This is a genomic window from Brucella pseudintermedia (genome assembly GCF_008932435.1).
In the GTDB taxonomy this organism is placed as follows: domain Bacteria; phylum Pseudomonadota; class Alphaproteobacteria; order Rhizobiales; family Rhizobiaceae; genus Brucella; species Brucella pseudintermedia.
This window is the reverse complement of sequence record NZ_WBWE01000020.1, coordinates 12,108-37,368: the sequence shown is the minus strand read 5'-3', so window position 1 is coordinate 37,368 and position 25,261 is coordinate 12,108. Positions and strand designations below refer to the sequence as shown.

Here is a 25,261-nt window from a genome sequence, read left to right as displayed (position 1 = left end):
GCAAATCGGATCGGCGGTGTCCGCGCCTGGACGGCACGGCCGCCGCTCGCCGGTCTGTGACCGGCTCGCAAGACCACGCACAGGTTTTTTGACGAGCCACTTTCCCTTTTCAGGAATCACTAGTATATTGGGTGGAAGTATATTAGGTAGTCGGTGACTGCTTTCCCATGAGCTTACGGGAGAGAGTCGCCAAGAACCTGCGTCGGTTGAGACATGATCGGTCCATGTCACAAGAAGAGCTTGCCCATCGCGCCAAGGTCAATCGCAACTATGTCGGTATGCTTGAGCGCGCGGAGTATTCAGCTTCCGTCGATACGCTTGAAAAACTCGGCGTAGCGCTCGATGTCGATCCGATCGAATTTTTTCGCAACGATCTCTAACAGATGTCCAACCGCAGCCCTGCTAAGACGTTTCAGGTATAAGGCTATTCCGCAATTGCGGATATTACCGTCATGAAACTGTCACCCCGCAGACGGATAAAATACTGGTCCGTTTTGAGCGTGGCTTTCTGCGAAGAGGCCCCATGAAGAAGCCCTTGCGGGACAATGGCCCACCCTTGACCGACAGGGTGAACGCCTATGATGAAGCCCATCTGGCAACCTACCTTCGTCTTCTGGACGCCGACGAGGAGGGAGCTGACTGGCGCGACGCCGTGCGCATCATCTTCGGTATCGACGTCGATGCCGACCCGGAACGCGCCCGGCGTATCCATGAAACGCACCTTGCCCGCGCCCGCTGGATGACCGAAATCGGCTACCGCCATCTTCTCGAACCGCCCATGCAATAGAGTGCTTGGCCCCTTCGGTCGGACGCAAGATCATATTCCAATTTTGTGTATTCCGGCCCCAGAAACTTCGCCAATACTCCCACCATCCCAAGGTTGAGTTTCCCAAGGGGAGTGGCATGGAAGCATTGCAGGACTGGACCTCGCCACGGTTCGAAGAAGAACTGCGGCGTCTTGGACGCGGTGGCATGACCTTCGAGTTCCTTCGCCGCAATAAACGTTACCGCGACGATTACAAGCAAATTTTCGAAGGCCCTGCTTCCGGCTCCGCGGAACAGGATGAAGCCGAGAAACGATTGTCTCAACGTTGGGGCGTCACCTTTCCCGGCTGATCCATCTCAGCCGGCTCCGGTGGCGCGACCGCTCTGGCATCCGCGAATGTTTCCCGCAACCATCATCATTGAACCCGCGCCAGCGGGCTTCAACGGCTTCCCGTTGCTCAATCCGTTCGATCCAGCCTTTGCCGGGCATATGACGGCGGACGGGTTCCATGCGGTCGTCAGGGACAAACACGGCGATCATTATGTCTGGCTTCCATGCGGACGCCGGATCATTAGTGCCGCCATCAAGATGCCGCCTGACGAATATTACACCGAACGCGAGCAATGCGTCCGCCGTTTGGTCTCCTGGATGAGCGGCAAGCCATCCGGACCGTTGCCATACTGGTTGCGCCTTTCCCGCTACCAACTCCACAGGTTCAGCCTGATGCTGCGCGTATGGGACGGCGTGGAGGCAGGCGCATCGCGTCAGGAAATCGCCAGCGTCCTTCTCAACACGGAACTTGGCAGACTGCGTTCTATCGACTGGAAAAACACGTCCGAACGAAGGCGCATTGCCCGTCTTTATGGCGCTGCGCAGGAAATGATCAACGGCGGCTATCCGCGCCTGCTTTGCCCGTTCCAGAAATTTCCCGACCATCCGCGCCGTTGACCGTGCTGCTCGCCTCTATCGTTCGTCGGCTTTGGTGCGACTGGCATGGGGGACATTTACGCAGGCGATTATTTTGTCACTCCGCCAGGCCGCATAAATTTCGCCATCCTCGCAACAGAACCGCCGTTCCGGTGGCGACTGCGATGGAGGCCCACATGCAACAGAAGATCGAAGAGAATTGGCCGCGTTTCGTGCGCACGGTGGAAGCTGCCCACCTTCTTGGCCTCTCTCCCCGGACGCTGGAAAAGCACCGTTGTGACGGAACCGGTCCGATCTATCGCAAGCTCGGCGGTCGTGTCGTTTACACTGTCGCCGATCTTCAGGCATGGATTGATGCCGCCGCCCGTCTATCGACGTCCGAAGCCGCACCACCCCGACTGTTGCAGGTGCTGGACACCGACGCAGACACTGACCTTGCCGCTGACGCCGCGTGCTGAGCGGACGCCGCCATGTCCTCGCACCGGATATATCAGGGCCAGCAGCTTGAACTCTTCCGTCCATGCAGCGGCGACATCGCCACCCGCGATGCGCAGGATCTCATGTCGTGGCCGTTTTTTTCGTTGGCCAAGTCTCGCCGCGTGAGGCCAATCGACTTTCGCATGGGCGATGTGTCGATCCGGGTCGAAGCGACGGCCGAACACGGCATGGCGACGATCTGGGACGCCGATATTCTCATATGGGCCGCTTCGCAGATCGTTCAGGCCCGCGACAATGGCTTGCAGACTTCGCGTTTCATGTTCGCCACGCCTTACGAAATCCTCTCCTTCATCGGCCGCACGGATTCCGGCCTGAACTATGACCGGCTGAAAGCAGCGCTGGACCGGCTTCAATCCACAACAGTCGTTACATCGATCCGCCAGCCGTCAGAGCGTCGGCGGCACCGCTTCTCGTGGATCGCCGAATGGAAAGAGCAACTGGATGCGACCGGCCGGCCGCTCGGCATAGAACTCATCCTGGCGGATTGGTTCTATGCCGGCGTCATAGATGACGCCCTGATCCTCACCATTGACCGGGCTTATTTCGATCTGATGGGCGGGCTTGAGCGCTGGCTTTACCGTCTCGTGCGTAAGCATGGCGGTCGCCAGCAATGGGGCTGGAGCTTCGATCTTGAACACCTCTATCTCAAATCCGGCAGTCTTTCACCTTTCCGGCGTTTCCGTTTCGAGCTGCACGCCATTGTCGAGCGTCAGCCACTTCCGGGCTACCGCCTCGCGCTGGCCGACGATCCGGATGGCAGGCAACGTCTCACATTCCGCCCGGGACCACCGAAGAAAATCATTGTGCCGCGCGGGCGGGAAGGGGGTGGACGATGATCGGTTCAGCTTGCCGCGTCGGTCGGTGGATAAGGTGGGGACAGAGCCGTACTATCGGGAACGCTGGAACCCGTGCTATCCGGAACGCGATTCCCGTACTATCGGGAACGCTGATGGCCCATATCCTTATGAATCCAAAAGCGGATTCCGGCCCCTCTAACTTACCTAACATAGAATCCTTCGGATTCTTCCTAACGCAACCCACCAGAAATCGCGTTGTGGAAGGGCTGCTGATTTTCCCCAAATCGTGGACTCGCTTTCCTTTAATCGTGGAACGACCTTCCCTCTGGTTCTCGATTGAAAGGAAAGCGCAGAGGACGCTTGCTATACCCTTCAGTCGGAGGGCGGGTCGATGAAGGCAGACACTTCCTCTCCCCGCACCTTGGTTCATCTGACATGGCGGGAGAACCGCATCGAGCAGCGTATTCATTTCGGCCGGATCGCCGAAGAACAGCGCATCGACCGTCATCGCCGTGTCGTCGGCTTCGATCCCGGCGCGATTTTCGCGTTCGTCAGATGGGCCGCGAATGATTACGGCACCGTCATTTCCCGCATCGACATTCTGCGCGCCGTTGCACCCGGCGAGGGCTATCAGACCGTGCCTCTGGTTGATCCCGGCGGCGAAATCCTTCTGCGTATCCACGGCTGGCCGAAGGTTCAGAAGGTGCTCGACACTATAGACGCCATCGAGCGGCTTGGCATCGAACCGGAAGACGTTGCGCCGGATCACTGGCGGCACATCCACAATCGCCTTGTCGTCAATGAACCGTTCCGCGCCTACAGTCGTGAACAGCATCGCGCCTGGCTGCGCCGCCGCGAGGTGCAGTCATGACAATGCGCCGTATGACGTTCCTCGCGATGCTGGCCGGCACAGTGCTGATTGCTCTGCCAGTCTGGAACCCGCCCGCTATTCGCATGATCTGGAACGCGTCGGCCAGCGTGCCGGTCGGCCTCTACCGGATCGTTCCGCTGGATGTGTCAGAGGGCGACCAGCTCGACGTCACCGATCTTGCCGTGGTCATGCCGCCCGACGATCTGGCCGGATTCCTCGATGAGCGCCGCTATCTGCCGAAGGGCCTGCCGCTTCTCAAGCGCGTGCTGGCACTTTCCGGAACAACCGTCTGCCGCAACGGCGCGCAGATCACCGCCTACGGCATGACCTACGGGCAGGCCCGCGAGCGCGACGGCCAGGGCCGTCCGCTGCCCGTCTGGCAAGGCTGCCGGACGCTTCGCGCCGGCGAAGCCTTCTTCATGAACTGGGACAGTCCCGACAGCTTCGACAGCCGCTATTTCGGGCCGCTTCCGCTCTCAACCGTCGTCGGCAGGGCAATCCCGCTCTGGACCACTGACGATCCCGATCCGGTCGTGGAAACCTTCCGCGAGCCAGTTTCCGACGAGCCGTGAACGGCTCGCTTCTTCAACCGCAGGAGTTTTTCGCAATGGCCCAGATAGGCACCTTCACCCGCAACAATGATGGCTTCTTCGGCCGCATCCGCACGCTCACCCTCGACGCCGAAGTGACCATCCTTCCCATCGATGAGACGGACGCCGAGAACGCACCGAACCATCGCATCTTCGCCGATGGCCTCGAAGTCGGCGCGGCATGGGACCGAACCGGCGAGCGTGCAGGCGCGTATCTCTCCGTCACCATCGACGATCCTTCCTTCGTCGAACCGATCCGCGCCCGCATGTTCGAGTCCGACACCAGGAAGGACGTGTGGAATCTTCACTGGACGCGCAAGACACGGCGCGACGAACAGGCGTGACCCTCATGCGCTGCCATCCTTCCCGCGAACTTTCAGGCTCACTCCCTTTGATCGATCGAGCGCCGATCACTCCCCTCGACCCGATCGCCAACGGGGCGGCCGTCGCGCGCAGCGGCGGTCAGGGGCGACGGCCTGTTTTCCGTATAACGGACACGTCTTGCGACGATGCCCGTCCGGAAAATGTTGGCCGTCGGCGAAGCCTTGCCCCTGACCATAGCGAGCACGATGGCAGGCTGATGGGCAATCGGGACGGCGGACAATGCGCCGCCGTTCCTGCGATCATCGCGCTGCTGATCGCAGGCACCATGATCGTCACGCTGCCATGCGCTGCAATGGCAGATCCGCTGGCAAACGAAACGCAGACGACGCGCACGGCCATCGCCGTCGCATCGTCCGATTCTTGGTCCTTTCATATCACGGAAGCGGCCAAGCGCTTCGCCATTCCCGAACGCTGGATACGCGCCGTCATGCAGGCCGAGAGCGATCATAATCCGCACGCCATCTCGCCAAAAGGCGCGATGGGCCTGATGCAGATCATGCCCGCGACATGGGCGGAATTGCGCGCCCGACATGGCCTTGGCGACGATCCCTATGATCCCCGCGATAACATTCTGGCGGGCAGCGCCTATCTCGCCGAGCTGCATGAACTCTACGGTTCGCCGGGTTTTCTCGCCGCCTACAATGCCGGTCCCGGCCGCTACGAAAAGCATCTTGTCGCTGGCGATCCATTGCCCGCCGAGACGGTCGCCTACATGGCGAAGATTGTTCCGCAGATCGACGCGGACGCCGCCGTTGCCTATCGCACGGCGGATCGTCCGGCGCGCTCCGAATGGTCCATCGCACAGCTCTTCGTTACTCGTGCGACTGTCGAGATCGCCGACGATCTTCCGTCCGTCCGATCGTTCAATTCCGGCACGATTACAGATCTTTCGGCGCTAGCGCCGCCTTCCAACGGCCTGTTCATACGCGGATCAGCAGATAAAGAAGCTCGGAGATGATTTTCGTGGAAATTCGTGCTATTTCGTGTATTGTCGTAGACTATACTGTTGGCGGTATGTCAGCGGAAGCAACCGTAGAGTTATGGCAAGATAAAAGGCCGCACATCGCGGCTTGGACGGTCGGTTGTTTTGATTGGCTTTTTTCCGGCTTTCCGCACATCGCGGACTATGCGTGCGATGTGCGCACCCTGAATTTATCGAATGTTTTCAATGAAACCTGCACCTCGCAGCGAGTGACCCCATGAGCCGGGACGACGATTTCCGCGTCCGTCCTGGGCGCATCCGTTCCAGCAAGGCCCAGCGGGCGAGGCCGTTCGTCGCCCAGGCGCTCGCCGCCGCGCAGAAGGCCGGCGGGCATGTTTCCCGCTCCGGCAAGGGCCGTGGGCCGAGCTTCGCCCGCGGCCGCGTGGCGAGCGTGCGCGCCAATCGCCTCATTACAAATCGCACCCGCTTCTGCACGGTGAAGGCGCGCATCGTCCGCAACAAGGGCGACCGTGGCCCGCTTGCCCGTCACCTCAATTATCTTCGTCGTGATGGCGTCACCCGCGACGGCGAAAAAGCCCGCATGTTCGGTCCCGAAACCGACAATGCCGACGCGAAGGAATTTGCCGATCGCTGCAAGGATGATCGGCATCATTTCCGGTTCATTGTCTCGCCAGAAGATGCCGCCGACATGGAAGACCTGAAGCGGTTCACGCGCGAGCTGATGGCGCAGGCCGAAAAGGATCTCGGCACGAAACTCGAATGGGTCGGCGTCGATCACTGGAATACGGACAATCCGCATGTGCATGTCATCGTGCGCGGTCGCACTGAGGACGGGCAAGACCTCGTGATAGACCGGGACTATATCAAGAGCGGGCTGCGTGACCGGGCGCAGGATCTCGTGACGCTGGAATTGGGGCCGCGTACCGATCTCGACATTTGCCGCTCGCTGGAGCGTCAGATAGAAGCCGACCGCTGGACGCAGCTTGATCGCCAGCTTGTCCGCGACGCCAACGAGCAAGGCGTTATCGACGTTGCTCCGTCTCCGGATAAGCAGCCCGACGATTATTCGATCCAGAAGGTCGGCCGGCTTCGTCACCTCGAACATCTCGGCCTGGCTGAAACCATCGGTCCCGGCCAGTGGATCATATCCGGCGACGCCGAAGCCACTTTGCGCGAGCTTGGGCTACGCGGCGACATCATCAAGCGGATGCACCGGGCTTTGACGGAACAGGGTATCGAGCGCGGCGCTGCCGACTACGTGCTGTCCGGCGAAGCGCACGGCGAGCCGGTCATCGGCCGGCTGGTCGAACGCGGCCTTGACGATGAGTTGCGCGGCACGGCCTTCGCCGTGGTCGATGGCGTGGACGGCCACACCCATCATATCCGTCTTCCCGACATTGAAGCGGCTGGCGACAGCGCGCCGGGTTCGATTGTCGAACTGCGCTCTTTCGAGGATGCGAGAGGGGAGCGCCGTGTTGCGCTGGCGGTTCGTTCCGATTTCTCCCTTGAGGCCCAGACTACGGCCGACGGCGCCACATGGCTCGACCGCCAGCTTGTCGCCCGCGATCCGGTCGATCTCGGCGGCGGCTTTGGGCTGGAGGTGCAACAGGCGATGAAAGCGCGGGCCGAACATCTGATCGAAGAAGGTCTGGCGCGGCGAGAGGGCGAGCGGGTTATCTTCGCCCGCAATCTTCTCGGCACGCTCCGCGAACGTGAACTGGACGCGCTCGGCGAAAAGCTCTCCCATGAAATGAACATACCGTTTCGCGAAGCGGCCGCAGGCGAATATGTCGCCGGCACCTACAGCCGGCGTTTCACCCTGGCATCCGGCCGCTTCGCGATGGTCGATGATGGCCTCGGCTTCAGCCTCGTGCCGTGGACGCCTTCCGTGGAGAAGCACATTGGTCAGCACATATCCGGCGTAGCTCGCGCCGATGGCGGCGTTGACTGGAGCTTTGGTCGCAAGCGCGGCTTGGGCTTGTGATGGGCATTCGGCCGCCGGATCGCGTGTGCGGTTTGCTGCTCCCTCTGGAAATGGTGTATGCTGGGCAAGCCGTCAGACGGAGGTAGCCGATGAAAATCACAACGCTTTCCAGCGCCGATGACGAGTTCGAAAAATTGGCAGGAGAACGCCGCAGTGTTACGGCGGCTCTGGCCATGCCCGGATCGCCGGACATTGAATTTGATCCACCGCGTTTTGCCGATCTTCTTTTGGCCTTTCCCGGCGAACGGGGAGATATTCCCGAACGGCTGCGTAAGCATGCCCGTGCGCTGGATGAAAACAGCCTTTGAATTATCGTGACCGTTTTGGTCTTGCGCGCCGTTCGCCCGCTTCACGTCCCAAATCGGCGATGAAGCCTTCCAGCTTATCGGCCGGCACATCGACAAACCGGCCTTCGACCAGATCGGTAAATCCGATGCGGGATGCTTTTCGCAAAGCGTTCAGTTGCGCCATTTGGTGATGTTCATCGGGAACAACGTTGCGGGTCGGCATGGGAGTGTCCCTGAATCACTGTCTCAAACCATATGATGCAGATGGGACGCCGCAACCTGCAAGTATTTTTTCGACCGTCTTCGCCAGACTACTATGCCGACGTTCAATCATGTTGAAATCATTTCGGAAATTCCTTTTCCCTGAACATGAAACCATGTTTGGAAGGGAGTTTCCGCCTTGTCGGCTACGCGCGTGCTCTGGGGGCAGATAGCCGTCGTCTTCCTGATCGTGCTCATCGCGGTCTGGAGCGCGACGCAATGGGTCGCGTGGCGTCTTGGTTTCCAGCCGCAGCTTGGCTCGCCCTGGTTCGAGCTTGCCGGTCAGCCCTTCTATCCGCCGCCGGCCCTGTTCTGGTGGTGGTATTTCTATGATGCCTATGCGCCGAACGTCTTTCTCGAAGGTGGCGCGATTGCCGCATCCGGTGGCCTGATCGCAATCGCGGTCGCCATCTTCATGTCGATCTGGCGCGCACGCGAGGCGAAGGACGTCAAGACGTTCGGCTCCGCCCGCTGGGCCGAGCGCGACGAGATCGAAAAGGCCGGCCTGCTTGGCGACGACGGCGTGGTGCTTGGCCGCTATGAACACGAATATCTCCGCCATGACGGTGCGGAGCATGTGCTTTGCTTTGCCCCGACGCGATCCGGCAAGGGCGTTGGCCTTGTCGTGCCGACGCTTCTGACCTGGGCGGGATCGGCCATCGTTCACGACATAAAGGGCGAGAACTGGGAACTGACGTCCGGTTTCCGGGCAAGGCATGGCCGCGTTCTGCTGTTCGATCCGACCAATTCGGCGTCTTCCGCCTACAATCCGTTGCTGGAGGTCCGCAAGGGTGAATGGGAGGTTCGGGACGTGCAAAACGTCGCCGATGTGCTGGTCGATCCGGAAGGGTCGTTGGAAAAGCGGAATCATTGGGAGAAAACATCCCATTCGCTTCTGGTCGGCGCGATCCTGCATGTTCTCTATGCGGAGAAGGACAAGACGCTGGCGGGCGTCGCCGCCTTTCTCTCCGATCCTCGCCGTCCTATCGAAACAACCTTGTCCGCCATGATGACCACGCCGCATCTCGGCGAGAAGGGGTCGCATCCGGTGATTGCCAGCGCCGCCCGTGAACTGCTCAACAAATCCGACAACGAGCGGTCCGGCGTCTTGAGCACCGCCATGTCTTTCCTTGGCCTCTATCGCGATCCGGTCGTGGCGGCCGTTACCAGCCGTTGCGACTGGCGCATTGCCGATCTGGTCAGCGAGGAGCGACCGGCAACGCTCTATCTGGTCGTGCCGCCGTCCGACATTTCCCGTACCAAACCGCTCGTGCGCCTTGTCCTCAACCAGATTGGCCGGCGCTTGACGGAAGACCTGCATGCGAAGGATCGTCGCCACCGGCTGCTGATGATGCTCGACGAGTTTCCGGCGCTCGGCAGGCTCGACTTCTTCGAGAGCGCGCTTGCCTTCATGGCCGGGTATTCGATCAAGGCTTTTCTGATCGCGCAGAGCCTCAACCAGATCGAGAAGGCTTACGGTGCGAACAACAGCGTGCTCGACAACTGCCATGTGAGGGTCAGCTTCGCGACCAATGACGAAAGGACCGCAAAAAGAGTGTCGGACTCGCTTGGCACCGCGACCGAGATGCGTGCCATGCAGAACTACGCCGGACACCGCCTTGCACCGTGGCTGTCGCACCTGATGGTTTCTCGTTCCGAGACGGCGCGGCCGTTGCTCACCCCCGGCGAAATCATGCAGCTCCCGCCCGACGATGAAATTATCATGGTTGCCGGTATTCCGCCGATCCGCGCGAAGAAGGCGCGGTATTTCGAGGATGGTCGCTTCAAGGAGCGGGTGCTTTCTACCCCTGCCGATCCGAAGGCCGGGTTTGCGCCGAAGGCGGATGATTGGTCTGAATTGAACCCGATCCCGGCTCCGCTTGCTGGCAAAGGCGGATCTGCAATAAACGACGACGCCAAACCGGACGACGATCCGGCCAATGCCGGCCTGCGCCGCGAACCCGGTCTTGAACCGCACAAGGACGTAGCGCCGGAACCGGAAAGAAAACCCATCAACGAGTTCGATCCCGACATGGATGAGCCGGAACGCGATGCCGTCACCAGTCGGGCGCTTGCCCGCAACATGCGTCAGGTCGCACGGCAGATTTCGATGGACCCTAGCGACGGTATGGAGTTGTGATCCATGCCCCCACGTCCCGACAAGAAACAGCGCCTTTCCGTCTACCTGGATCCCGATCTGAAGCGTCGCCTCGCGGATTTCGCGGAGAGGCGCGGGCAATCGGATTCCCTGATCGCGGAAGCTGCCATCGCGTCGTTTCTTTCGCCCGATGCCGATGAACGGAAGGAAGCAGCGATCGGCAAGCGCCTCGACCGGATCGACCGTAACATCCAGCGGCTCGAACGGGACGTCGGCATTGCCAATGAAGCGTTTGCCCTGTTCATCCGCTTATGGCTGAACTCAACCGCTTCCTTGCCGGAGACCGTGCAGGCCGCTGCCCGTGCCAAGGGTGGAGAGCGTTATGACAAATTCCTCGAAGCTCTTGGCCGGAGACTCGCCAACGGGCCGCGGCTCAGGCAGGAGGTGCCGGAGGATGAGGAACGATCCCACTGAGTTTCCCCTCGTCATATAACTGGATTTTTTACTGAAAGTTTTGCTAAAGGATAATTCGAGGCATGTACGATGCTCCACTATCGTACCGCATGATGGAGATCACTCGACCGTATTGGGCGCATATTCTAATATGCATGTCGAGAATTCTCGAATGGTTCTAAAGAAATGGCCGGAGACAAGAAGAAAAATATACTTGAGAGCTTCGCGGCCAGTTACGGAGAACTGTTAAGGCATCTCTCCCGTCGCCTTGGTCGTGATGCGGATGCGGACGATGTGTTGCAGGATACGTTTCTGCGGCTTCAAAGCATTCCCGTTGAATCCGACATAAAGAACCCGCGCTCCTATCTGTTTCGCATGGCCGATAATCTGGCGACAGACCATATTCGCGGCAAACGTTCGCTTGAGCGTTATTTATCTTCGGGCGAGTTCCCTGATTCCGTTGACGATAAACCGTCGCCGGAAAGGATTGTCGATTACCGCCAGCGTCTGGGTCGTCTTCAACAGGCGATTTCGGAATTGCCTCAGCGACAACGGCAGGTCTTCCTGATGCACAAGTTCGACGGATTGAGCCACGCCGAAATCGCCAGCGAATTGAAGATCACGAAAAGCGCGGTAGAAAAACTAACTATGAAGGCGCTTGCACACCTGCGGGACCGGCTGGGCGACCTCATTGACTAAAGAATTTGAAAAAATATTTGCGACAAGGGTGAGGTGGTGCCCGTTCGTATACGTCTATATGTCGGATACTCGGACCGGGGAGCGTCGCCCTGTCTTGCGCAAGGAAATAGCCGGTGGCCACGATGGCAGCAACGAGTAACGATAAACAACGAAAATCGCGCGATGAGGCGCTGGCTTGGTTCGTGCGTATCAATTCGGGCGATGCGACCGAAAGCGAACGGGTCGATCACGCCGCATGGATGGCGTCCGATCCTTTGAACCGCGCTGAATACGCCAAGCTCGGCGACATATGGTCCGATCTGGACCGGATTCCTGATCCGCGCACGGTCGCTTCCCGACAAACAGCCTGTCGCCCGTTCCCGTCTCGCCGTGCTTTTCTTGCCGGAGGCACCGCCGCCCTGGCCGTAGCCGCCGTTGCAATGGTGGCTGGCCCACCGGATTTCCTGACAAGCGATCATTTTACCGGAACGGGCGAATTACGCAGCGTAACCCTCGCCGATGGAACGAAGGTTGATCTGGATGCCGACACAGCAATAGCGCTGGACTTTACCGATGCGATCCGCACTGTTCGCTTGCTTCGCGGTCGAGCCTTTTTTAACGTCGCCAAGGATGCCAGCCGTCCGTTCACCGTTGTCGCAGCCACGGGCGGCACCACGGCTTTGGGAACACGTTTCGTTGTTCACGAATGGTCCGGCACTGTTACCGTATCCGTTGAGGAGAGTGCTGTTTCTGTTGTTGGACCTGACGGCTCCAATGCCGTCGTCAACGCCGGAGAATATGTCATCTATGATGACAAGCGGCTTGGCAGGGTTCAGCCCGTCGATATGGAAGCTGAAGTTGCATGGCGGCGCGGCAAACTGATTTTCGAGGATCGTCCACTTCGGCAGGTTCTTGCTGACGTGAACCGTTATCGTTCTGGCACCATCCGCGTCACAGATAGCCGTTTGCTGAACATGCGCGTGAGCGGCATTTTTGACATCAACAATCCCGATGGCGTGCTCGATGCGATCCGGACGACGTTGCCGGTTCGAACCTTCCAATTGTCGCCCTGGCTGGTTGTTCTCCATCCTGCATAAACGAGAGAGAAAAACGGGTTGGTTTGCCGCCTCGTTTGAGCCGAATTTCAAAAAAATCAAATCCTGACGATTATTGTCCACTTTGGGGGTGAGGTGGTATGCCTCGAAATCCGTCTTTGCATAAGACGAGTGCGTGCGTGCTCGTAAAATACGCAAAACAGGAGTTCGACAGGGGCTATGGTCAAGCAGTTTGGGGACAGGTCATCCGCTAGGGTAAGAGGACACATCGGAGGATTTGGTTTGGCGCTTCTGGCGTCAACGGCAATTTCTTTGACGGCTGCCGCCACCGTGCGGCCCGCGGCAGCGCAGCAGACATCCGCCACGATCAACTATTCGGTTCCAGCTGGCTCGCTTGGGACGGCGATTTCCCGCTTCGGGGACCTCTCCAACCTTCAGGTTCTGTATCCGGCCAATCTGGTGCGTGGTAAGACTTCGGCCGGTGTTTCCGGAAATCTCACGCGGGAAGACGCCTTAGGCAAGTTGCTTGCAGGGACGGGACTTTCCTACCGCTTCACCGCTGCGAACACCGTAACCATTGTCGACCCCACAGCGGCGGCGAATGCTGCTGGTATATCGGGTGATGGCTCGACGGTGCTCGATACGATCACCGTGCAAGGTCAAGGTGCGACGACGGAGGGCTCTGGTTCCTACACAACTGGTCAGATGAGCACGGCGACCAAACTGCCCCTATCTATTCGGGAAACACCGCAAAGTGTTTCTGTGGTGACGCAACAGCAGATTAAAGACAAAAATTACGACACGCTCGACAAGGCACTTCAGGATGCGCCTGGGATAACCGCAACACAGGGTTTCGGAGATACCCGTTGGGAATATTTCGCGCGTGGGGATGCAATTAACAATATTCAGTTCGATGGCGTAGCCAGCCCGATCAACAATTTCACGCGCGACGTTCTGGTTCAAGACAATCTGGCGATTTATGACCGAGTAGAAATCATCCGTGGCGCAACTGGCTTGACTGAAGGCTCTGGAAATCCTTCAGCTTCGATCAATCTGGTTCGAAAGCGCCCCACGGCAACGCCACAATATTCGTTTGAGACTTCTGCCTCATCATATGGCAAGGCGCGCGGAACATTCGATGCCTCTGGACCGCTCAATGAGGCCGGAACTCTGCGTGGTCGGTTCGTAGCCTCGGGGGGGGCGGGTGACGGCTACAGAGATTATTTCGAGCAGAAAAACCTCACACTTTACGGCGTGATCGATGCGGATATAACCGAAGATACGACAGTCAGTCTGGGTTTCAGTTATCAAAAAGAAGATACCGACGGCTACACTTGGGGTGGTCTGCCCACTCGGGCAGACGGATCATTCTACAATTTCTCTCCGAAGACCTATCTCGGAAGCGATTGGGAATATTTGAAGAAGACGCAGAACACTGCTTACCTCGATATTGAACATCGCTTCGATAATGGCTGGAAGCTTAATGCGTCGGCTCGTGGTATATGGGCGAACGCCGATATGCTCACCTCCTTCACATGGCGTGTGGGTGACGATGTTCGTAAGAACGATCGCCTTTACGATTATGACGATGATCAGCTTTCGGGAGATATTCATGCCTCCGGCCCTGTGGAGTTGTTTGGACGGGAGCATGATGTTGTCTTCGGCGTGAGCGCTATGCGCGAAAAACATGCCTATGTCGGCGGGAGCAGCCCGTTCTATGTCATCGATCCGGAGACTTGGGATCCAACATCTGTTGCGAAGCCGAATATAACCATCGGTTCGTTCAGTGGGGATTTGGATCAACGCGAGGCAGGTATATATGCCTCGACGCGTCTCAACATTGCAGACCCGTTGAAAGTTATTCTTGGTGGTCGTCTAAGCTGGTACAAGAATAATGATATGTACAGCGATGATGAGTATAGCGAAAACGGAAAATTTATTCCCTATATCGGCGTCGTCTATGATCTGAATGACACTTTTTCTGTTTATGGAAGCTATACCGGCATTTTCAAACCGCAAATGGCCTACGGTGTTGACGGTGCGCTACTTGAGCCGGTTGATGGCGATAATAAGGAAATCGGCATCAAGGGTGAATTTCTCGGCGGACGCCTGAATGCATCGGTGGCTCTCTTTGAAACCACGCAAGAGGGCTTGGCTGTCGAGTTGGAAGAATTCACCTATTGCAATCCGGTTGCTTATACTTGCTATGAAGCGGCCGATAAGATTCGGACACGCGGGGTCGAGCTGGAAGTCAGCGGGGAGGTTTGGGACAATCTGAACCTCGGATTTGGCTACACCTACAGCCAGTCCAAATATGTTGAGGGCGAGAATTCAGGCGACAAGTACAACACGAACAAAATGCCGTCGCATCTCTTCAAGCTCAGTGCAGCCTATCAGCTACCCGGAGAACTGGAAAACTGGACGATTGGGGGCAGCGTCCGCGCTCAAAGCAAGACCTACTATCAAGGGTCGAATTTCAAGATCGAGCAGCCCGCCTACGCCGTCGTCGATCTCATGGCGCGATATAAGTTTAGTGAACAGACAGAGATGCAAGTCAACGTCAATAACCTGTTTGACAAGGAATATTATTCCTCGATTTCAGGGCTAACGTCTTACGGCAATTTCATAGGCGCTTCTCGCGAGCTTACTCTTTCCTTGCGACATAAGTTTTGATTGGCTGCGGCAGGTGTATCATTTGGTGCATCTGCCGCTTTGCTTTTAGCTAGGCAAAAATGATGCTTTTTCCCCAATTATTCCGATTGTCTCGTAGATTGATGTTTCTCTGGCTTCTGGCGTGGATGATTTTCATGCTTGAGCAACCTGCCACGGCCACCGATCTTGATGCCTTTCCGGTTACAATTGAACATGCGTTGGGAAAAACGACGATAACGTCTGAACCACAACGCATCGTTACCTTCGGATGGAATGCGGAGGATGCCGTTCTGGCGCTGGGAAAATATCCGATTGCCATGCCACGCTATAGTTTTTTTCCAAGCGGGATTTTTCCTTGGAACGAGGAAAAGCTTCAAGGGCGCACCCCCGTATTAATGGCGGGCCGAACGGTCGATTTCGAACAAATCGCTTCCTTGCATCCGGATCTGATTCTGGCGATATCTTCTAATATTGATGCTGTGACATGGAAAAGGCTTTCCACCATCGCACCAACGATCGCATATCGCACGGGTCCGTTTGCGGCAGATTGGCGGGAACAGACAGAGCTTGTCGGACTGGCTTTGGGAGATTCTTCGACGGCAAAACTCCAGATTAAGAAAACGGAGAGTTTTCTTCAGAGTCTTTCCACACAATACAAGCAACTACGGGGGAAGACCTTCACTTTCGGGACACATTTTCCTGGTTCTAGCGGGATCGTTGTTTATTTGCCCGCCGATCCTCGTGTCTCCACTCTGATGGAATTAGGGCTGAAGCCATCTGCCGGTGTGGAGAGGCTTGCTTCGAACAATCCTCATAAGACCTCTACGACAGTCAGCCTTGAACACATCGATACGATCAACGCAGATATTCTGATCATGTGGTTCGGAGCCGACGCCAGAGCAGCATTAGAAAATCAGCCATTATTCCAGTCTTTGGAAGTAGTTCGCCGTGGTGGCTACGTCGCTTTAGATGATCCGGTATCGGTGTGGTCCACCTCAGCGTTGAGCGTTCTTTCTATCCCGTACGGATTTCCCAAATTTGTCCCGCGTTTAGCGGAGGCCGCTCGCAAGGTGGAGCATTAGTACCATGACACATAGTAAACACGAGCATCATGACGACCATCATCATGATCCATATGTGGAGGACTACTTTTTTGGCGAGACGATCACAGTTGAGCACTTGTCGCCATCGCTGACCCGGTTGGTTATAAAAATTAAGGACGGCGAGCGCTTGGTACCAAGTGGGCATCCCGACGAATGGGTGCGCCTTGCACTGAAGCCGGACGCTCAGACACCGGTGACGTTGCCGGTGAAAATGGAAAATGGCAAATGGGGCAGACCCGATGGCTCGCAAGATTGCCCGAATCGTCCTTATACAATCCGTCGCTGGGATGCTGAACGCTGCGAGATGACGATTGATATCGTCGGGCATGAGGGTGGTGTTGCTGCTTCATGGGTCATGAATGCGAAAGTCGGCGATGTGGTCGGCATCTGCAATCCGGAAGGCCGCTTCTGGATACCCAGATGCAGTGAATGGCTGTTGATGCTGACGGACATTACCGGGCTTCCGGCTGTTGGTCGTGTTCTGGAAGAGCTTCCGGCTGGGTTTCGGGCCATTGTGCATGTGGAAGTGCCTTCCGAGGCCGACCGTCAGAAGATCGCTACGGAAGCCGACGCTTCAATCGTCTGGCACTATTCGCATGGTTTGAAGTCAGATCGGCCCGGCTACACGGAATTGCCGCGTATAGCGGAATCGATCGCGGAACTGCCAGAAGGTCCCGGCTATATTTACATCGCCGGTGAAGCGCGCGCTGCTTCTGATTGCCGCAAGCATTTCCGCGACGTCCTCGGCTTCGACAAGAACCGCATCGACGCCATCGGCTACTGGATCGAAGGGCAGGCGCGGGTTTGAGTGTTGTTGCTTCGCCTCACGACGATAAGGAAGGAACGGGATTTGCGATCGGCAACACCAAGCGGCTAGCCGGGCTGTTGCTTGGCCTTGTAGTGCTCGCGGCGGTTTCATTGGCAAGTCTTCTGGTGGGAACAAGGTCAATTGCCATTTCGACTGCACAAAACGCGTTGTTTGCCTACGACACCAACTCTGCCGAACATATCATAATCTGGGATTACCGCCTGCCGCGAACCTTGCTTGGGTTGCTTTGCGGGGCCTCCTTCGGCGTATCTGGCGCGCTGATACTGGCGGCGACACGCAATCCGCTCGCCGATCCCGGCATTCTCGGCGTCAATGCCGGTGCAGCCTTCTTCGTGACGCTGGCGGTCGGCCTGTTAGGCTTTCATTCGATTGATACCTATCTGTGGTTCGCCTTTCTTGGAGCGGTTCTTGTCACGCTTGCTGTTTACGCGCTCGGGGCGGCGGGCCGTGACGGTGCGACGCCCGTCCGCCTTGTGCTGGTGGGTGTCGCATTGTCGGCCGTGCTCGGTGGCATCGGCTCGGCGATCACGCTGCTCGATCCGCAGGCTTTCGACTCCATGCGTTTCTGGTCCATCGGCTCCGTGGCTGGCAGGAACATGGAGATCGTGGCGGCGGTCGCTCCGTTCATTGGCCTCGGCCTGCTGATCGCGCTGGTTGCCGCCCGTTCTCTCAACGCCGTTGCGCTCGGCGACGATTTGGCCCGTTCACTCGGTGCGAACATCCCGCGTGCACGCATCCTGACACTCATCGCCGTGACACTGCTTGCCGGTGCAGGCACCGCCGCTTGCGGCCCGATCGGCTTCGTCGGGCTGATGGTGCCGCATGTGGTGCGCTGGTTCAGCGGGCCGGATCAACGCTGGATCATCCCAATGACCATGATCTATGCGCCGGTGCTGCTGCTGTCCGCCGATATTGCCGGACGCCTGATCCTGTTTCCGGATGAACTGGAAGCGGGCATCGTTACCGCCTTCATCGGCGCTCCGGTGCTGATCCTGCTGGCACGTCGGAAGAAAGCGAGTGGACTATGAGAGCCGCCGTATCATCCCAGATCGATTTGGGCCGTTCCGTGCATGTCGTGCGAGGGTTCCGCGGTCGCCTGTCAGCTCGGTTCGACAGGCTTTCGATATTCATTGGTCTTGCGCTTGCCGTTCTCGCAGTCGGCATCGCCGGTCTCTCGCTGGCAAGCGGCAAGTATCCGATCGCGCTGGCTGACGTGTTGGGTGCGCTCGCCCGTCATGGCGACGACATGGTGCGAATGATCGTCGTGGAATGGCGTTTGCCGCGCGTGGCGCTGGCCTTCCTGCTTGGCGCAGCACTTGCCATGAGCGGGGCGATCTTCCAGAGCCTCACCCGCAATCCGCTCGGCTCCCCCGACATTATCGGTTTCTTAGCTGGCTCCTATACTGGCGCACTGGTGGTCATGCTGCTTCTGTCCGGTGGCTATTACGAGACCGCGGCTGGCGCGTTGATCGGCGGCATCCTCACGGCCATGGCTGTCTATCTCCTTGCCTACCGGCGAGGCGTGCAAGGTTTCCGCCTGATCGTGGTCGGGATCGGTGTCGCAGCCATGCTGTCGGCCTTCAATGCCTGGATGATCCGTGAGGCTGACCTTCAGGTGGCGATGAGCGCCGCGATATGGGGCGCTGGTTCGCTCAACGGTCTCGGTTTCGAGCAGCTTGTGCCGGTCGCCATCGTGCTTTGTGTCGTCGTTCCTCTGACTTTGTTCCTCGCTCGCCCGATGCGCCAGCTTGAGATGGGTGACGATGCGGCAAGGGCGTCCGGTGTCAATGCAAACAGGACACGGCTTGCCTTGATGGTTCTCGGTGTGGCGTTGACCGCAATCGTCACGGCGGCAGCCGGTCCGATTTCCTTCATCGCGCTTGCCGCACCGCAGATTGCAAGGCGGCTGACCCGCTCGGCCGGTGTGGTGCTGATTCCCTCCGCGCTTATGGGTGGTCTTCTGTTGCTTGCCGCCGATTGGGCCGCGCAGCATGCCTTTGGTGTCCAGCTTCCCGTTGGTGTCATGACGGTGAGCATCGGCGGTCTCTACTTCGTCTGGCTGCTCTACAGGGAGGGCCACAAATGACAGACCGCCTTCATGCGGACAATGTGACCCTGCGCTATGACGAGCGGACGATTTCGCGGAATCTTTCGGTCGCCGTGCCTGATGGCTCCTTCACCGTGATCGTCGGCCCGAACGCTTGCGGCAAGTCCACGCTGTTGCGCGCCTTGTCGCGTCTGCTTGTCCCTGCCGCCGGACAGGTGATCCTCGACGGACACAGCATTTCCGATCTTGCCGCCAAGGAGGTCGCCCGCCGTCTCGGTTTGCTTCCGCAATCGTCCATCGCGCCAGAGGGCATCACCGTTGCCGATCTGGTGGCGCGCGGTCGCTATCCGCACCAGTCCTTCTTCCGGCAATGGTCCAAGGCCGACGAGGAAGCCGTCATTACGGCGATGGAAGCAACCCGCGTCACGGACCTGTCGGCCCGCTTGGTGGACGAGCTTTCCGGCGGCCAGCGGCAGCGCGTCTGGGTGGCGATGGTTCTGGCGCAGGAAACGCCGATCCTGCTGCTGGATGAGCCAACCACTTTCCTCGACATCGCCCACCAGATCGAACTCATGGACCTGCTGGCCGATCTCAACCGTCAGAGCCGCACCGTCGTCGCCGTGCTGCACGACCTCAATCATGCCTGCCGCTACGCCTCGCACCTCATCGCCATGAAGGACGGCGCAATTGTCGCCGAAGGCAGACCCTCAGCTATCGTCACCGAGCAACTGGTCGAAGACGTATTTGGCCTGCCGTCCGTCATCATCCCCGATCCAGTGTCTGGTACACCGCTGATCGTTCCAAAAGGCCGGCAGGTTGCTCCCGTTGTGCATCTGGACACGTCTCGTCGTTCGGGAAAGGAGCGGCATGGTGACTGATCTTCTGAAGCGTTTCGCCGCCTATTACCGTCCGCATCATGGCCTGTTCGCGCTCGATTTCTCCAGTGCTGTGGTTGCGGGCCTGCTGGAACTGGCCTTTCCCGTCGCCGTGACGCTGTTCATCGACCGCCTGCTTCCGACCAACCAGATCGGCATGATCGCGCTGGCCTCTCTTGGTTTGTTCGTCATCTACCTCGTCAACGCCGGTCTCCAGATCATCGTCACCTATTGGGGCCATATGCTCGGCCTGAAGATCGAGACGGAGATGCGAAGGAAAGCCTTCGACCATCTGCAAAAGCTCTCCTTCGGTTTCTTCGACAATCAGAAGACCGGCCATCTGGTCGCAAGGCTGACCAAGGATTTGGAGGAAATCGGCGAGGTCGCCCATCACGGCCCGGAAGACCTGTTCATCGCTCTCATGACCCTGATCGGGGCATTCTTCCTGATGATGTGGGTGCATGTACCGCTGGCACTGATCACCGCGACCATCGTTCCGGTCACGGCGGTCGTCACCACGCTTTACGGCAAGCGCATGACTGCCAATTCTCATGCGCTCTATGGCAGGATCGGCGAGTTCAACGCCCGCATCGAGGAGAATGTCGGCGGCATCCGCGTGGTGCAAGCCTTCACCAATGAGGATCACGAGCGAAAACTGTTCGCCGAGAACAACCGCAACTATCTCACCACCAAGCTCGAAGCCTACAAGGTCATGGCGGCGTCCATGTCGCTCTCATACCTGTCGATGCGCTTCGTGCAGGTGGTGGTCATGCTGGCCGGCGCATGGTTCGTTGTGCGCGGCGAGCTGACCGCTGGCGGCTTCGTCGGCTTCCTGCTGCTGGTTGGTGTGTTCTTCCGGCCAATCGACAAGATCAATTCGATCATTGAGAGCTACCCGAAGGGCATCGCCGGCTTCCAGCGATATACGCAGTTCCTCGACACAAGGCCGGATATTGCTGATCGACCGGAAGCCCGTTCCGTCGAGCGGCTGAACGGCGACATCGACTATCGTGATGTTCGTTTCGGCTATAGCCCGGACAAGCCGGTGTTCGAGGAGCTGAACCTGTCAATCCGTGCCGGAGAGACCGTCGCCTTCGTCGGCCCGTCCGGCGCGGGCAAGACGACGATATGCTCGTTGCTGCCGCGCTTCTACGAGGTGACGGGCGGCGCGATCACGATTGACGACATCGATATCCGTGACATGACCTTGAAGTCGCTGCGCTCGAATATCGGCATCGTGCAGCAGGACGTGTTCCTGTTCGCCGGCACCATCCGCGAGAACATCGCCTATGGCCGTCTCAATGCCACCGAAGCGGAGATCGTCGACGCGGCCCGACGCGCCCGTCTGGATGGCGTGATCTCCTCGCTTTCCGCTGGTCTCGACACGATCATTGGCGAACGCGGCGTAAAACTGTCGGGCGGGCAGAAGCAGCGCCTCTCCATCGCCCGCATCTTTCTCAAAAACCCGCCGATCCTGATCCTCGATGAGGCGACCTCGGCGCTCGACACCGAGACGGAGCGGGCCATCCAGCAATCTCTGGCAGAGCTTTCCGAGGGGCGCACGACGCTGGTCATCGCCCATCGGCTCGCGACCATCGCCAATGCCGACCGCATCGTCGTGGTCGAGGATGGCAGGATCGTTGAACACGGAAGCCATACGGAATTGCTGGCCCGCAAGGATGGCCGTTACCGCCAGCTTCATGCCGCGCAGGGCAGCGACCGTTTCGCTGTCGCCAACGACCGAAAATCGTCCGTCACGCCGCTTGCCGGCGAATAGCAAGGGAGGAATGCCGATGCGTCTCAACCGCCAGTCCGAAATCGCCATCGGTGTTCTTGTCGCCTGCGCCCGCTCACAGATGAGGAAGATCACGACCTTGCAGGCGGCGGAGGCATCGGCCACGTCGAAGGATTATGCCGCCCAGGTGGTCAATCTGCTGGTACATGAAGGCTTTCTGCGCACGGAGCGCGGCCGTCAGGGTGGTATCGCCCTTGCTGTCCCGGCAACGGAAATCCTTCTCGGCGACGTGCTGCGCCGCGTCCAGCCTGATCTCGTGCGTCATGCAGGCAGGGACGATCTTTCCGGGCATAACGCCACCATTCCGGCCTTCGCCGCAATCGTCGGAGCGGCCGAAGCTACGTTCCTCACCTTCATGGACCGATACAGCATTGCCGATCTCATATCCGGCCCGCTGCAACACGCTTCCACCGGCAAGCAGGTTTCTCATCTTCCTTGTTTTGATTGCGGGCTGGTGAAGTCGGTTCGCGAGACGGAAGCCGGCCACTGGCCCTTTGTCATCGAGCAGGCGCGCAGATCGTCATTGCCGGTTCAGCGGTGAGCGCTGGCAATGGCTGATTCGCCTATATCAACGACTGTAGGAGGCAGAGAAGGGCTTTCCCGGCTGGAGATGGTCTTATGGGGTGCGGCCGGTCTCGTGTCACTGGCCGTCCATGTCGGCGGTGCCGCATGGGTCACGCGGGAAATGCCGGTCGAGATGGCCGACAACGCCCCGCCGCCTGCAATCATGATCGAGCTTGCCGCCGAGCCGGAAGCGATCAACACAGATGCGAACGAAATCTCCGAGCAGATGGAAAATTCGCTGGAGATGAAGAGCGATACGGTTGAGCCGGTAGAACAGCCGGAGGAGCTCGTCGAGCAGCCGACCCCGGCGGAAATCCAGCCGGAACAGCCGGTCGAGGAAATCGCGGAAGCCGAGCCGGAGTCGGTGGAAACACTGGAACCGGAGCCAGAACCCGAACCCGAACCGGAGATCAATCCCGTCGAGGAGCAGATACTGACCGATCTTGAGAATGTCGAGGTTCCGATTCCGGTCATCCGTCCGACGCCGGAGGAAAAGAAGCCGGTCGAGAAACCGAAGCCGAAAAAGCAGGAAGTGGCGAAGAAGCCAGAGCGCAAGAAACCGGCCCCGTCATCGAAGGCATCCACGGAAGCGGCGGCGCAGGTCCGACAATCGAACCGCAACGCGGCGAACCAGAGAACGGCGGGCATGGGTTTTGGCTCCGCCTCGCCTGCTAAATGGCAATCGCGCCTCATGGCGCATCTGGAACGGCGCAAGCGCTATCCGTCCGGGGCACGGTCGAGGGGAGAGCAAGGCACGGCCTATGTGCGCTTCCGCATAGACGATGCCGGCAACGTGCTCTCCGCCAGCCTTGCCCGTTCGTCCGGTTTCCCCGATCTCGACAACGAAGTGGTCGAGATGGTCCGGCGCGCATCTCCGGTTCCGGCCCCGCCGGCCGGTGTCAACAAGACCATTACAGCCCCGGTGCGCTTCACCGTCAGGTGAGCGGGCCAAGTTGAAAATATCGCATCCAGTACGAAACGAAAGACATGCACATGCCGCACACGATTCCGACCTCTTCCATGATCGCCACTGTTCTCACGGCCATCGTGCTTGCCGCTGCGCCGACCTGTGCGCAAGAAGCGCAACCCAGTAGCAAGGGTGATCGCGCACTTGCCGCAGCGCCGGTGCAGGATGACAAGAAGCCCGCCATCTCGCTGCCGAATGGCGCGGCTTCCATCAGCGAAGTCTATGGCGACTGGACGGTCAATTGCGCCATTGCCGATAACAGCAAGCGTTGCGGGTTCAGCCAGGAACAGGGCAACAGCCAGACCGGCCAGCGCCTGTTCGCCATAGACCTTCAGCCACCGGCGAACGGGCAGACCAACGGCGTCCTTCTGCTGCCGTTCGGCCTGCATCTGGACGACGGCGTGAAGCTGAAGCTGGACGAGCAGAACCTTGGACAAGGTGCGCGGTTCTCGACCTGCGTTCCTGCCGGTTGCCTCGTGCCTGTCAGCTTCCCGACGGTTGCCACCGACGCGATGAAGAAGGGTGAGAAGCTGGTTGTCACCGCCACGCGCAATGGCGGCGGCGAGGCTCCGACCTTCACCGTGTCGCTCAACGGTTTCACCACGGCCATGAGCAGGGTCGCGGAACTGGCCAAATAAGCCGGTTCTTCAACCGGACCGAAGACCCATTTCAGGAGCGAGCATAGACGTAATTCAAACAATACATAGCCCGGATCGGGAAGGGAGGACAGGATTGGAACTGCGCCATCTTCATTACATCGTGGTGAGCGCCAGAAATGGCAGTTTCAGCGCCGCCGCGAATGAACTCAATGTCAGGCAACCGATCGTCAGCAAACGGATCAAGGAAGTCGAGGACGAACTCGGCATTCCCCTGTTCGACCGTGCTTCGACCGGAGCACGTCTCACCCCGAGCGGCGAGGAATTCATTATTGGCGCGAGGCGCATTGTCGAGGATGTTCAACGCCTCAAGGAACGGGCCAAAGCGAGCAAAGCCGGGAAACTTGGCCATATTGTTATTGGTTTCTATAAATCGCTTTCGACCGGACGCTTGCGCATGGCCCTTCACGAATTCCGCCAGGGCAATCCGGCTATAGAGGTGGAGCCGATAGAGTTGTCCTATATGGAACTCAGGGCAGGGGTGAGCACTGGCGCAATCGATGTGGCAGTCATTCTTGGTGACGTGGGGAGATTGAACCTGCTGGACTCCATGGCCCTATGGTCGGAGCAATTGGTTGTGGCGCTTCCGGAGAACCATCCGCTTACGGCAAAGCAGATCATCTACTGGCCGGAACTGAAAGGGGAGCGGTTCCTTGTCAGCCATCACGATCCGGGGCCGGATATTCGCAACATCCTTCTTCGCCATCTTGCCGCGCCGTCGGATCACCCGGAGATCGTCACGAGACGATTGAGCCGTGAGAGTATCTTGAGCGAAGTTGGCAGCGGGCAAGGGATCAGCCTGCAATGCGAGGCCGTTTCGGGCATAACAGGGCTTGGTGTTACCTATAGGCCGGTTCACGATGGAAGTGGTGCCACTCGCCTCGGTTACATCGCCTGCTGGAAGCCAGATAACGCCAATCCAGTTCTCAAAGCGTTTCTGGATACCCTGAAACCGAAATGCTGATTCGGTTGCGGCGTCGGGCCTACGCCGCACCATGCGCCTTTGACGCGCCGAGAGCCGCAAGTATTTTTTCGACCCTCTACGACCGCCTACGAAATCTGAAATAATCTTGTTGCGAAGGCGCGAATTGTGCCTTTCTTGATTGTCCCCGTCGCCATCCGACCGTGTTGCGGATGGCCGGAAACGGGGACCATCGTGGCACATCACCATCATGACCGGG

Annotated in this window: 29 protein-coding genes; 28 read left to right on the top strand and 1 reads right to left on the bottom strand. The window is 58.7% G+C overall.

Features of this window, described 5'->3' with window-relative positions:
* The first annotated feature begins 167 nt into the window (after nucleotides 1-167).
* The 13 genes from F9K78_RS20525 (at nucleotide 168) to F9K78_RS22150 (ending at nucleotide 8,068) form a co-directional block, all read left to right on the top strand.
* Nucleotides 168-380, top strand: coding sequence for a helix-turn-helix domain-containing protein (locus F9K78_RS20525; protein WP_151682679.1), 213 nt, complete (start codon nucleotides 168-170; stop codon nucleotides 378-380).
* 143 nt (nucleotides 381-523) lie between these two features.
* Nucleotides 524-787, top strand: a complete 264-nt coding sequence (locus tag F9K78_RS20520) for a DNA -binding domain-containing protein (protein ID WP_151682678.1) — start codon at nucleotides 524-526, stop codon at nucleotides 785-787.
* A 116-nt stretch (nucleotides 788-903) separates the two neighbouring features.
* Nucleotides 904-1,116: a transcriptional regulator domain-containing protein gene (locus F9K78_RS20515; RefSeq protein ID WP_151682677.1), complete on the top strand. Its 213-nt coding sequence runs from the start codon at nucleotides 904-906 to the stop codon at nucleotides 1,114-1,116.
* A 46-nt stretch (nucleotides 1,117-1,162) separates the two neighbouring features.
* Nucleotides 1,163-1,714, top strand: a complete 552-nt coding sequence (locus F9K78_RS20510) for a DUF2285 domain-containing protein (protein ID WP_235925492.1) — start codon at nucleotides 1,163-1,165, stop codon at nucleotides 1,712-1,714.
* Nucleotides 1,715-1,869: 155 nt separating this feature from the next.
* Nucleotides 1,870-2,151, top strand: coding sequence for a helix-turn-helix transcriptional regulator (locus F9K78_RS20505; RefSeq protein ID WP_151682676.1), 282 nt, complete (start codon nucleotides 1,870-1,872; stop codon nucleotides 2,149-2,151).
* Between the two features lie 12 nt (nucleotides 2,152-2,163).
* Nucleotides 2,164-3,027 carry a replication initiator protein A gene (locus tag F9K78_RS20500; protein WP_151682675.1) on the top strand — a complete coding sequence of 288 codons (864 nt, stop codon included), beginning with the start codon at nucleotides 2,164-2,166 and terminating at the stop codon, nucleotides 3,025-3,027.
* 352 nt (nucleotides 3,028-3,379) lie between these two features.
* Entirely contained in the window at nucleotides 3,380-3,859 is a 480-nt protein-coding gene (locus F9K78_RS20495; RefSeq protein ID WP_151682674.1) for a DUF2840 domain-containing protein, read from the top strand.
* A complete protein-coding gene (locus tag F9K78_RS20490) occupies nucleotides 3,856-4,431 on the top strand; it encodes a S26 family signal peptidase (RefSeq protein ID WP_151682673.1) in 576 nt (191 codons plus the stop codon). The genes F9K78_RS20495 and F9K78_RS20490 overlap by 4 nt, the downstream gene beginning before the upstream one ends.
* Nucleotides 4,432-4,466: 35 nt before the next feature.
* Nucleotides 4,467-4,793 carry a DUF736 domain-containing protein gene (locus F9K78_RS20485; RefSeq protein WP_151682672.1) on the top strand — a complete coding sequence of 109 codons (327 nt, stop codon included), beginning with the start codon at nucleotides 4,467-4,469 and terminating at the stop codon, nucleotides 4,791-4,793.
* The gene (locus F9K78_RS20480) at nucleotides 4,745-5,791 is read left to right on the top strand and encodes a lytic transglycosylase domain-containing protein (protein ID WP_235925491.1); all 1,047 of its coding nucleotides are present in this window, start codon (nucleotides 4,745-4,747) and stop codon (nucleotides 5,789-5,791) included. The genes F9K78_RS20485 and F9K78_RS20480 overlap by 49 nt, the downstream gene beginning before the upstream one ends.
* A 5-nt stretch (nucleotides 5,792-5,796) precedes the next feature.
* The gene (locus tag F9K78_RS20475; protein WP_151682671.1) at nucleotides 5,797-6,036 is read left to right on the top strand and encodes a hypothetical protein; all 240 of its coding nucleotides are present in this window, start codon (nucleotides 5,797-5,799) and stop codon (nucleotides 6,034-6,036) included.
* On the top strand, nucleotides 6,033-7,760 hold the full coding sequence (locus tag F9K78_RS20470) for a relaxase/mobilization nuclease domain-containing protein (protein WP_151659233.1): 1,728 nt from the start codon (nucleotides 6,033-6,035) through the stop codon (nucleotides 7,758-7,760). The genes F9K78_RS20475 and F9K78_RS20470 overlap by 4 nt, the downstream gene beginning before the upstream one ends.
* 89 nt (nucleotides 7,761-7,849) lie before the next feature.
* A complete protein-coding gene (locus tag F9K78_RS22150) occupies nucleotides 7,850-8,068 on the top strand; it encodes a hypothetical protein (protein ID WP_235925490.1) in 219 nt (72 codons plus the stop codon).
* A 1-nt stretch (nucleotide 8,069) separates the two neighbouring features.
* On the opposite strand, the gene F9K78_RS20460 is transcribed toward F9K78_RS22150, so the two are convergent.
* Nucleotides 8,070-8,270: a hypothetical protein gene (locus F9K78_RS20460; protein WP_151659234.1), complete on the bottom strand. Its 201-nt coding sequence runs from the start codon at nucleotides 8,268-8,270 to the stop codon at nucleotides 8,070-8,072.
* A 177-nt stretch (nucleotides 8,271-8,447) separates the two neighbouring features.
* Between F9K78_RS20460 and F9K78_RS20455 the strand changes: the two genes are divergently transcribed.
* The 15 genes from F9K78_RS20455 (at nucleotide 8,448) to F9K78_RS20385 (ending at nucleotide 25,044) form a co-directional block, all read left to right on the top strand.
* Nucleotides 8,448-10,448 carry a conjugal transfer protein TraG gene (locus F9K78_RS20455; protein WP_151682670.1) on the top strand — a complete coding sequence of 667 codons (2,001 nt, stop codon included), beginning with the start codon at nucleotides 8,448-8,450 and terminating at the stop codon, nucleotides 10,446-10,448.
* Nucleotides 10,449-10,451: 3 nt separating this feature from the next.
* A complete protein-coding gene (locus tag F9K78_RS20450; protein ID WP_151682669.1) occupies nucleotides 10,452-10,880 on the top strand; it encodes a CopG family transcriptional regulator in 429 nt (142 codons plus the stop codon).
* A 165-nt stretch (nucleotides 10,881-11,045) separates the two neighbouring features.
* The gene (locus F9K78_RS20445; RefSeq protein WP_151682668.1) at nucleotides 11,046-11,558 is read left to right on the top strand and encodes an RNA polymerase sigma factor; all 513 of its coding nucleotides are present in this window, start codon (nucleotides 11,046-11,048) and stop codon (nucleotides 11,556-11,558) included.
* Nucleotides 11,559-11,680: 122 nt separating this feature from the next.
* The gene (locus F9K78_RS20440; RefSeq protein WP_151682667.1) at nucleotides 11,681-12,634 is read left to right on the top strand and encodes a FecR family protein; all 954 of its coding nucleotides are present in this window, start codon (nucleotides 11,681-11,683) and stop codon (nucleotides 12,632-12,634) included.
* A gap of 240 nt (nucleotides 12,635-12,874) precedes the next feature.
* On the top strand, nucleotides 12,875-15,265 hold the full coding sequence (locus F9K78_RS20435; protein ID WP_167518147.1) for a TonB-dependent siderophore receptor: 2,391 nt from the start codon (nucleotides 12,875-12,877) through the stop codon (nucleotides 15,263-15,265).
* 134 nt (nucleotides 15,266-15,399) lie between these two features.
* A complete protein-coding gene (locus tag F9K78_RS20430) occupies nucleotides 15,400-16,326 on the top strand; it encodes an iron-siderophore ABC transporter substrate-binding protein (RefSeq protein WP_235925489.1) in 927 nt (308 codons plus the stop codon).
* Nucleotides 16,327-16,330: 4 nt separating this feature from the next.
* Entirely contained in the window at nucleotides 16,331-17,155 is an 825-nt protein-coding gene (locus F9K78_RS20425) for a siderophore-interacting protein (protein ID WP_151682665.1), read from the top strand.
* Nucleotides 17,152-18,204, top strand: a complete 1,053-nt coding sequence (locus F9K78_RS20420; protein ID WP_208851943.1) for a FecCD family ABC transporter permease — start codon at nucleotides 17,152-17,154, stop codon at nucleotides 18,202-18,204. Before F9K78_RS20425 ends, F9K78_RS20420 begins: the two co-directional genes overlap by 4 nt.
* Entirely contained in the window at nucleotides 18,201-19,262 is a 1,062-nt protein-coding gene (locus tag F9K78_RS20415) for a FecCD family ABC transporter permease (RefSeq protein ID WP_151682664.1), read from the top strand. The genes F9K78_RS20420 and F9K78_RS20415 overlap by 4 nt, the downstream gene beginning before the upstream one ends.
* Nucleotides 19,259-20,101, top strand: a complete 843-nt coding sequence (locus F9K78_RS20410; protein WP_151682663.1) for an ABC transporter ATP-binding protein — start codon at nucleotides 19,259-19,261, stop codon at nucleotides 20,099-20,101. Before F9K78_RS20415 ends, F9K78_RS20410 begins: the two co-directional genes overlap by 4 nt.
* Nucleotides 20,094-21,875, top strand: coding sequence for an ABC transporter ATP-binding protein (locus tag F9K78_RS20405; RefSeq protein WP_151682686.1), 1,782 nt, complete (start codon nucleotides 20,094-20,096; stop codon nucleotides 21,873-21,875). The genes F9K78_RS20410 and F9K78_RS20405 overlap by 8 nt, the downstream gene beginning before the upstream one ends.
* 16 nt (nucleotides 21,876-21,891) lie before the next feature.
* A complete protein-coding gene (locus F9K78_RS20400; protein WP_167518146.1) occupies nucleotides 21,892-22,434 on the top strand; it encodes an RrF2 family transcriptional regulator in 543 nt (180 codons plus the stop codon).
* A 9-nt stretch (nucleotides 22,435-22,443) separates the two neighbouring features.
* Entirely contained in the window at nucleotides 22,444-23,400 is a 957-nt protein-coding gene (gene tolA / locus F9K78_RS20395; RefSeq protein WP_151682661.1) for a cell envelope integrity protein TolA, read from the top strand.
* A 50-nt stretch (nucleotides 23,401-23,450) separates the two neighbouring features.
* Nucleotides 23,451-24,062 (top strand): invasion associated locus B family protein, encoded by a 612-nt coding sequence (locus tag F9K78_RS20390; RefSeq protein WP_235925488.1) that lies wholly within the window; start codon nucleotides 23,451-23,453, stop codon nucleotides 24,060-24,062.
* Between the two features lie 94 nt (nucleotides 24,063-24,156).
* Nucleotides 24,157-25,044, top strand: coding sequence for a LysR family transcriptional regulator (locus F9K78_RS20385; RefSeq protein ID WP_151682660.1), 888 nt, complete (start codon nucleotides 24,157-24,159; stop codon nucleotides 25,042-25,044).
* Nucleotides 25,045-25,261: the final 217 nt, after the last annotated feature.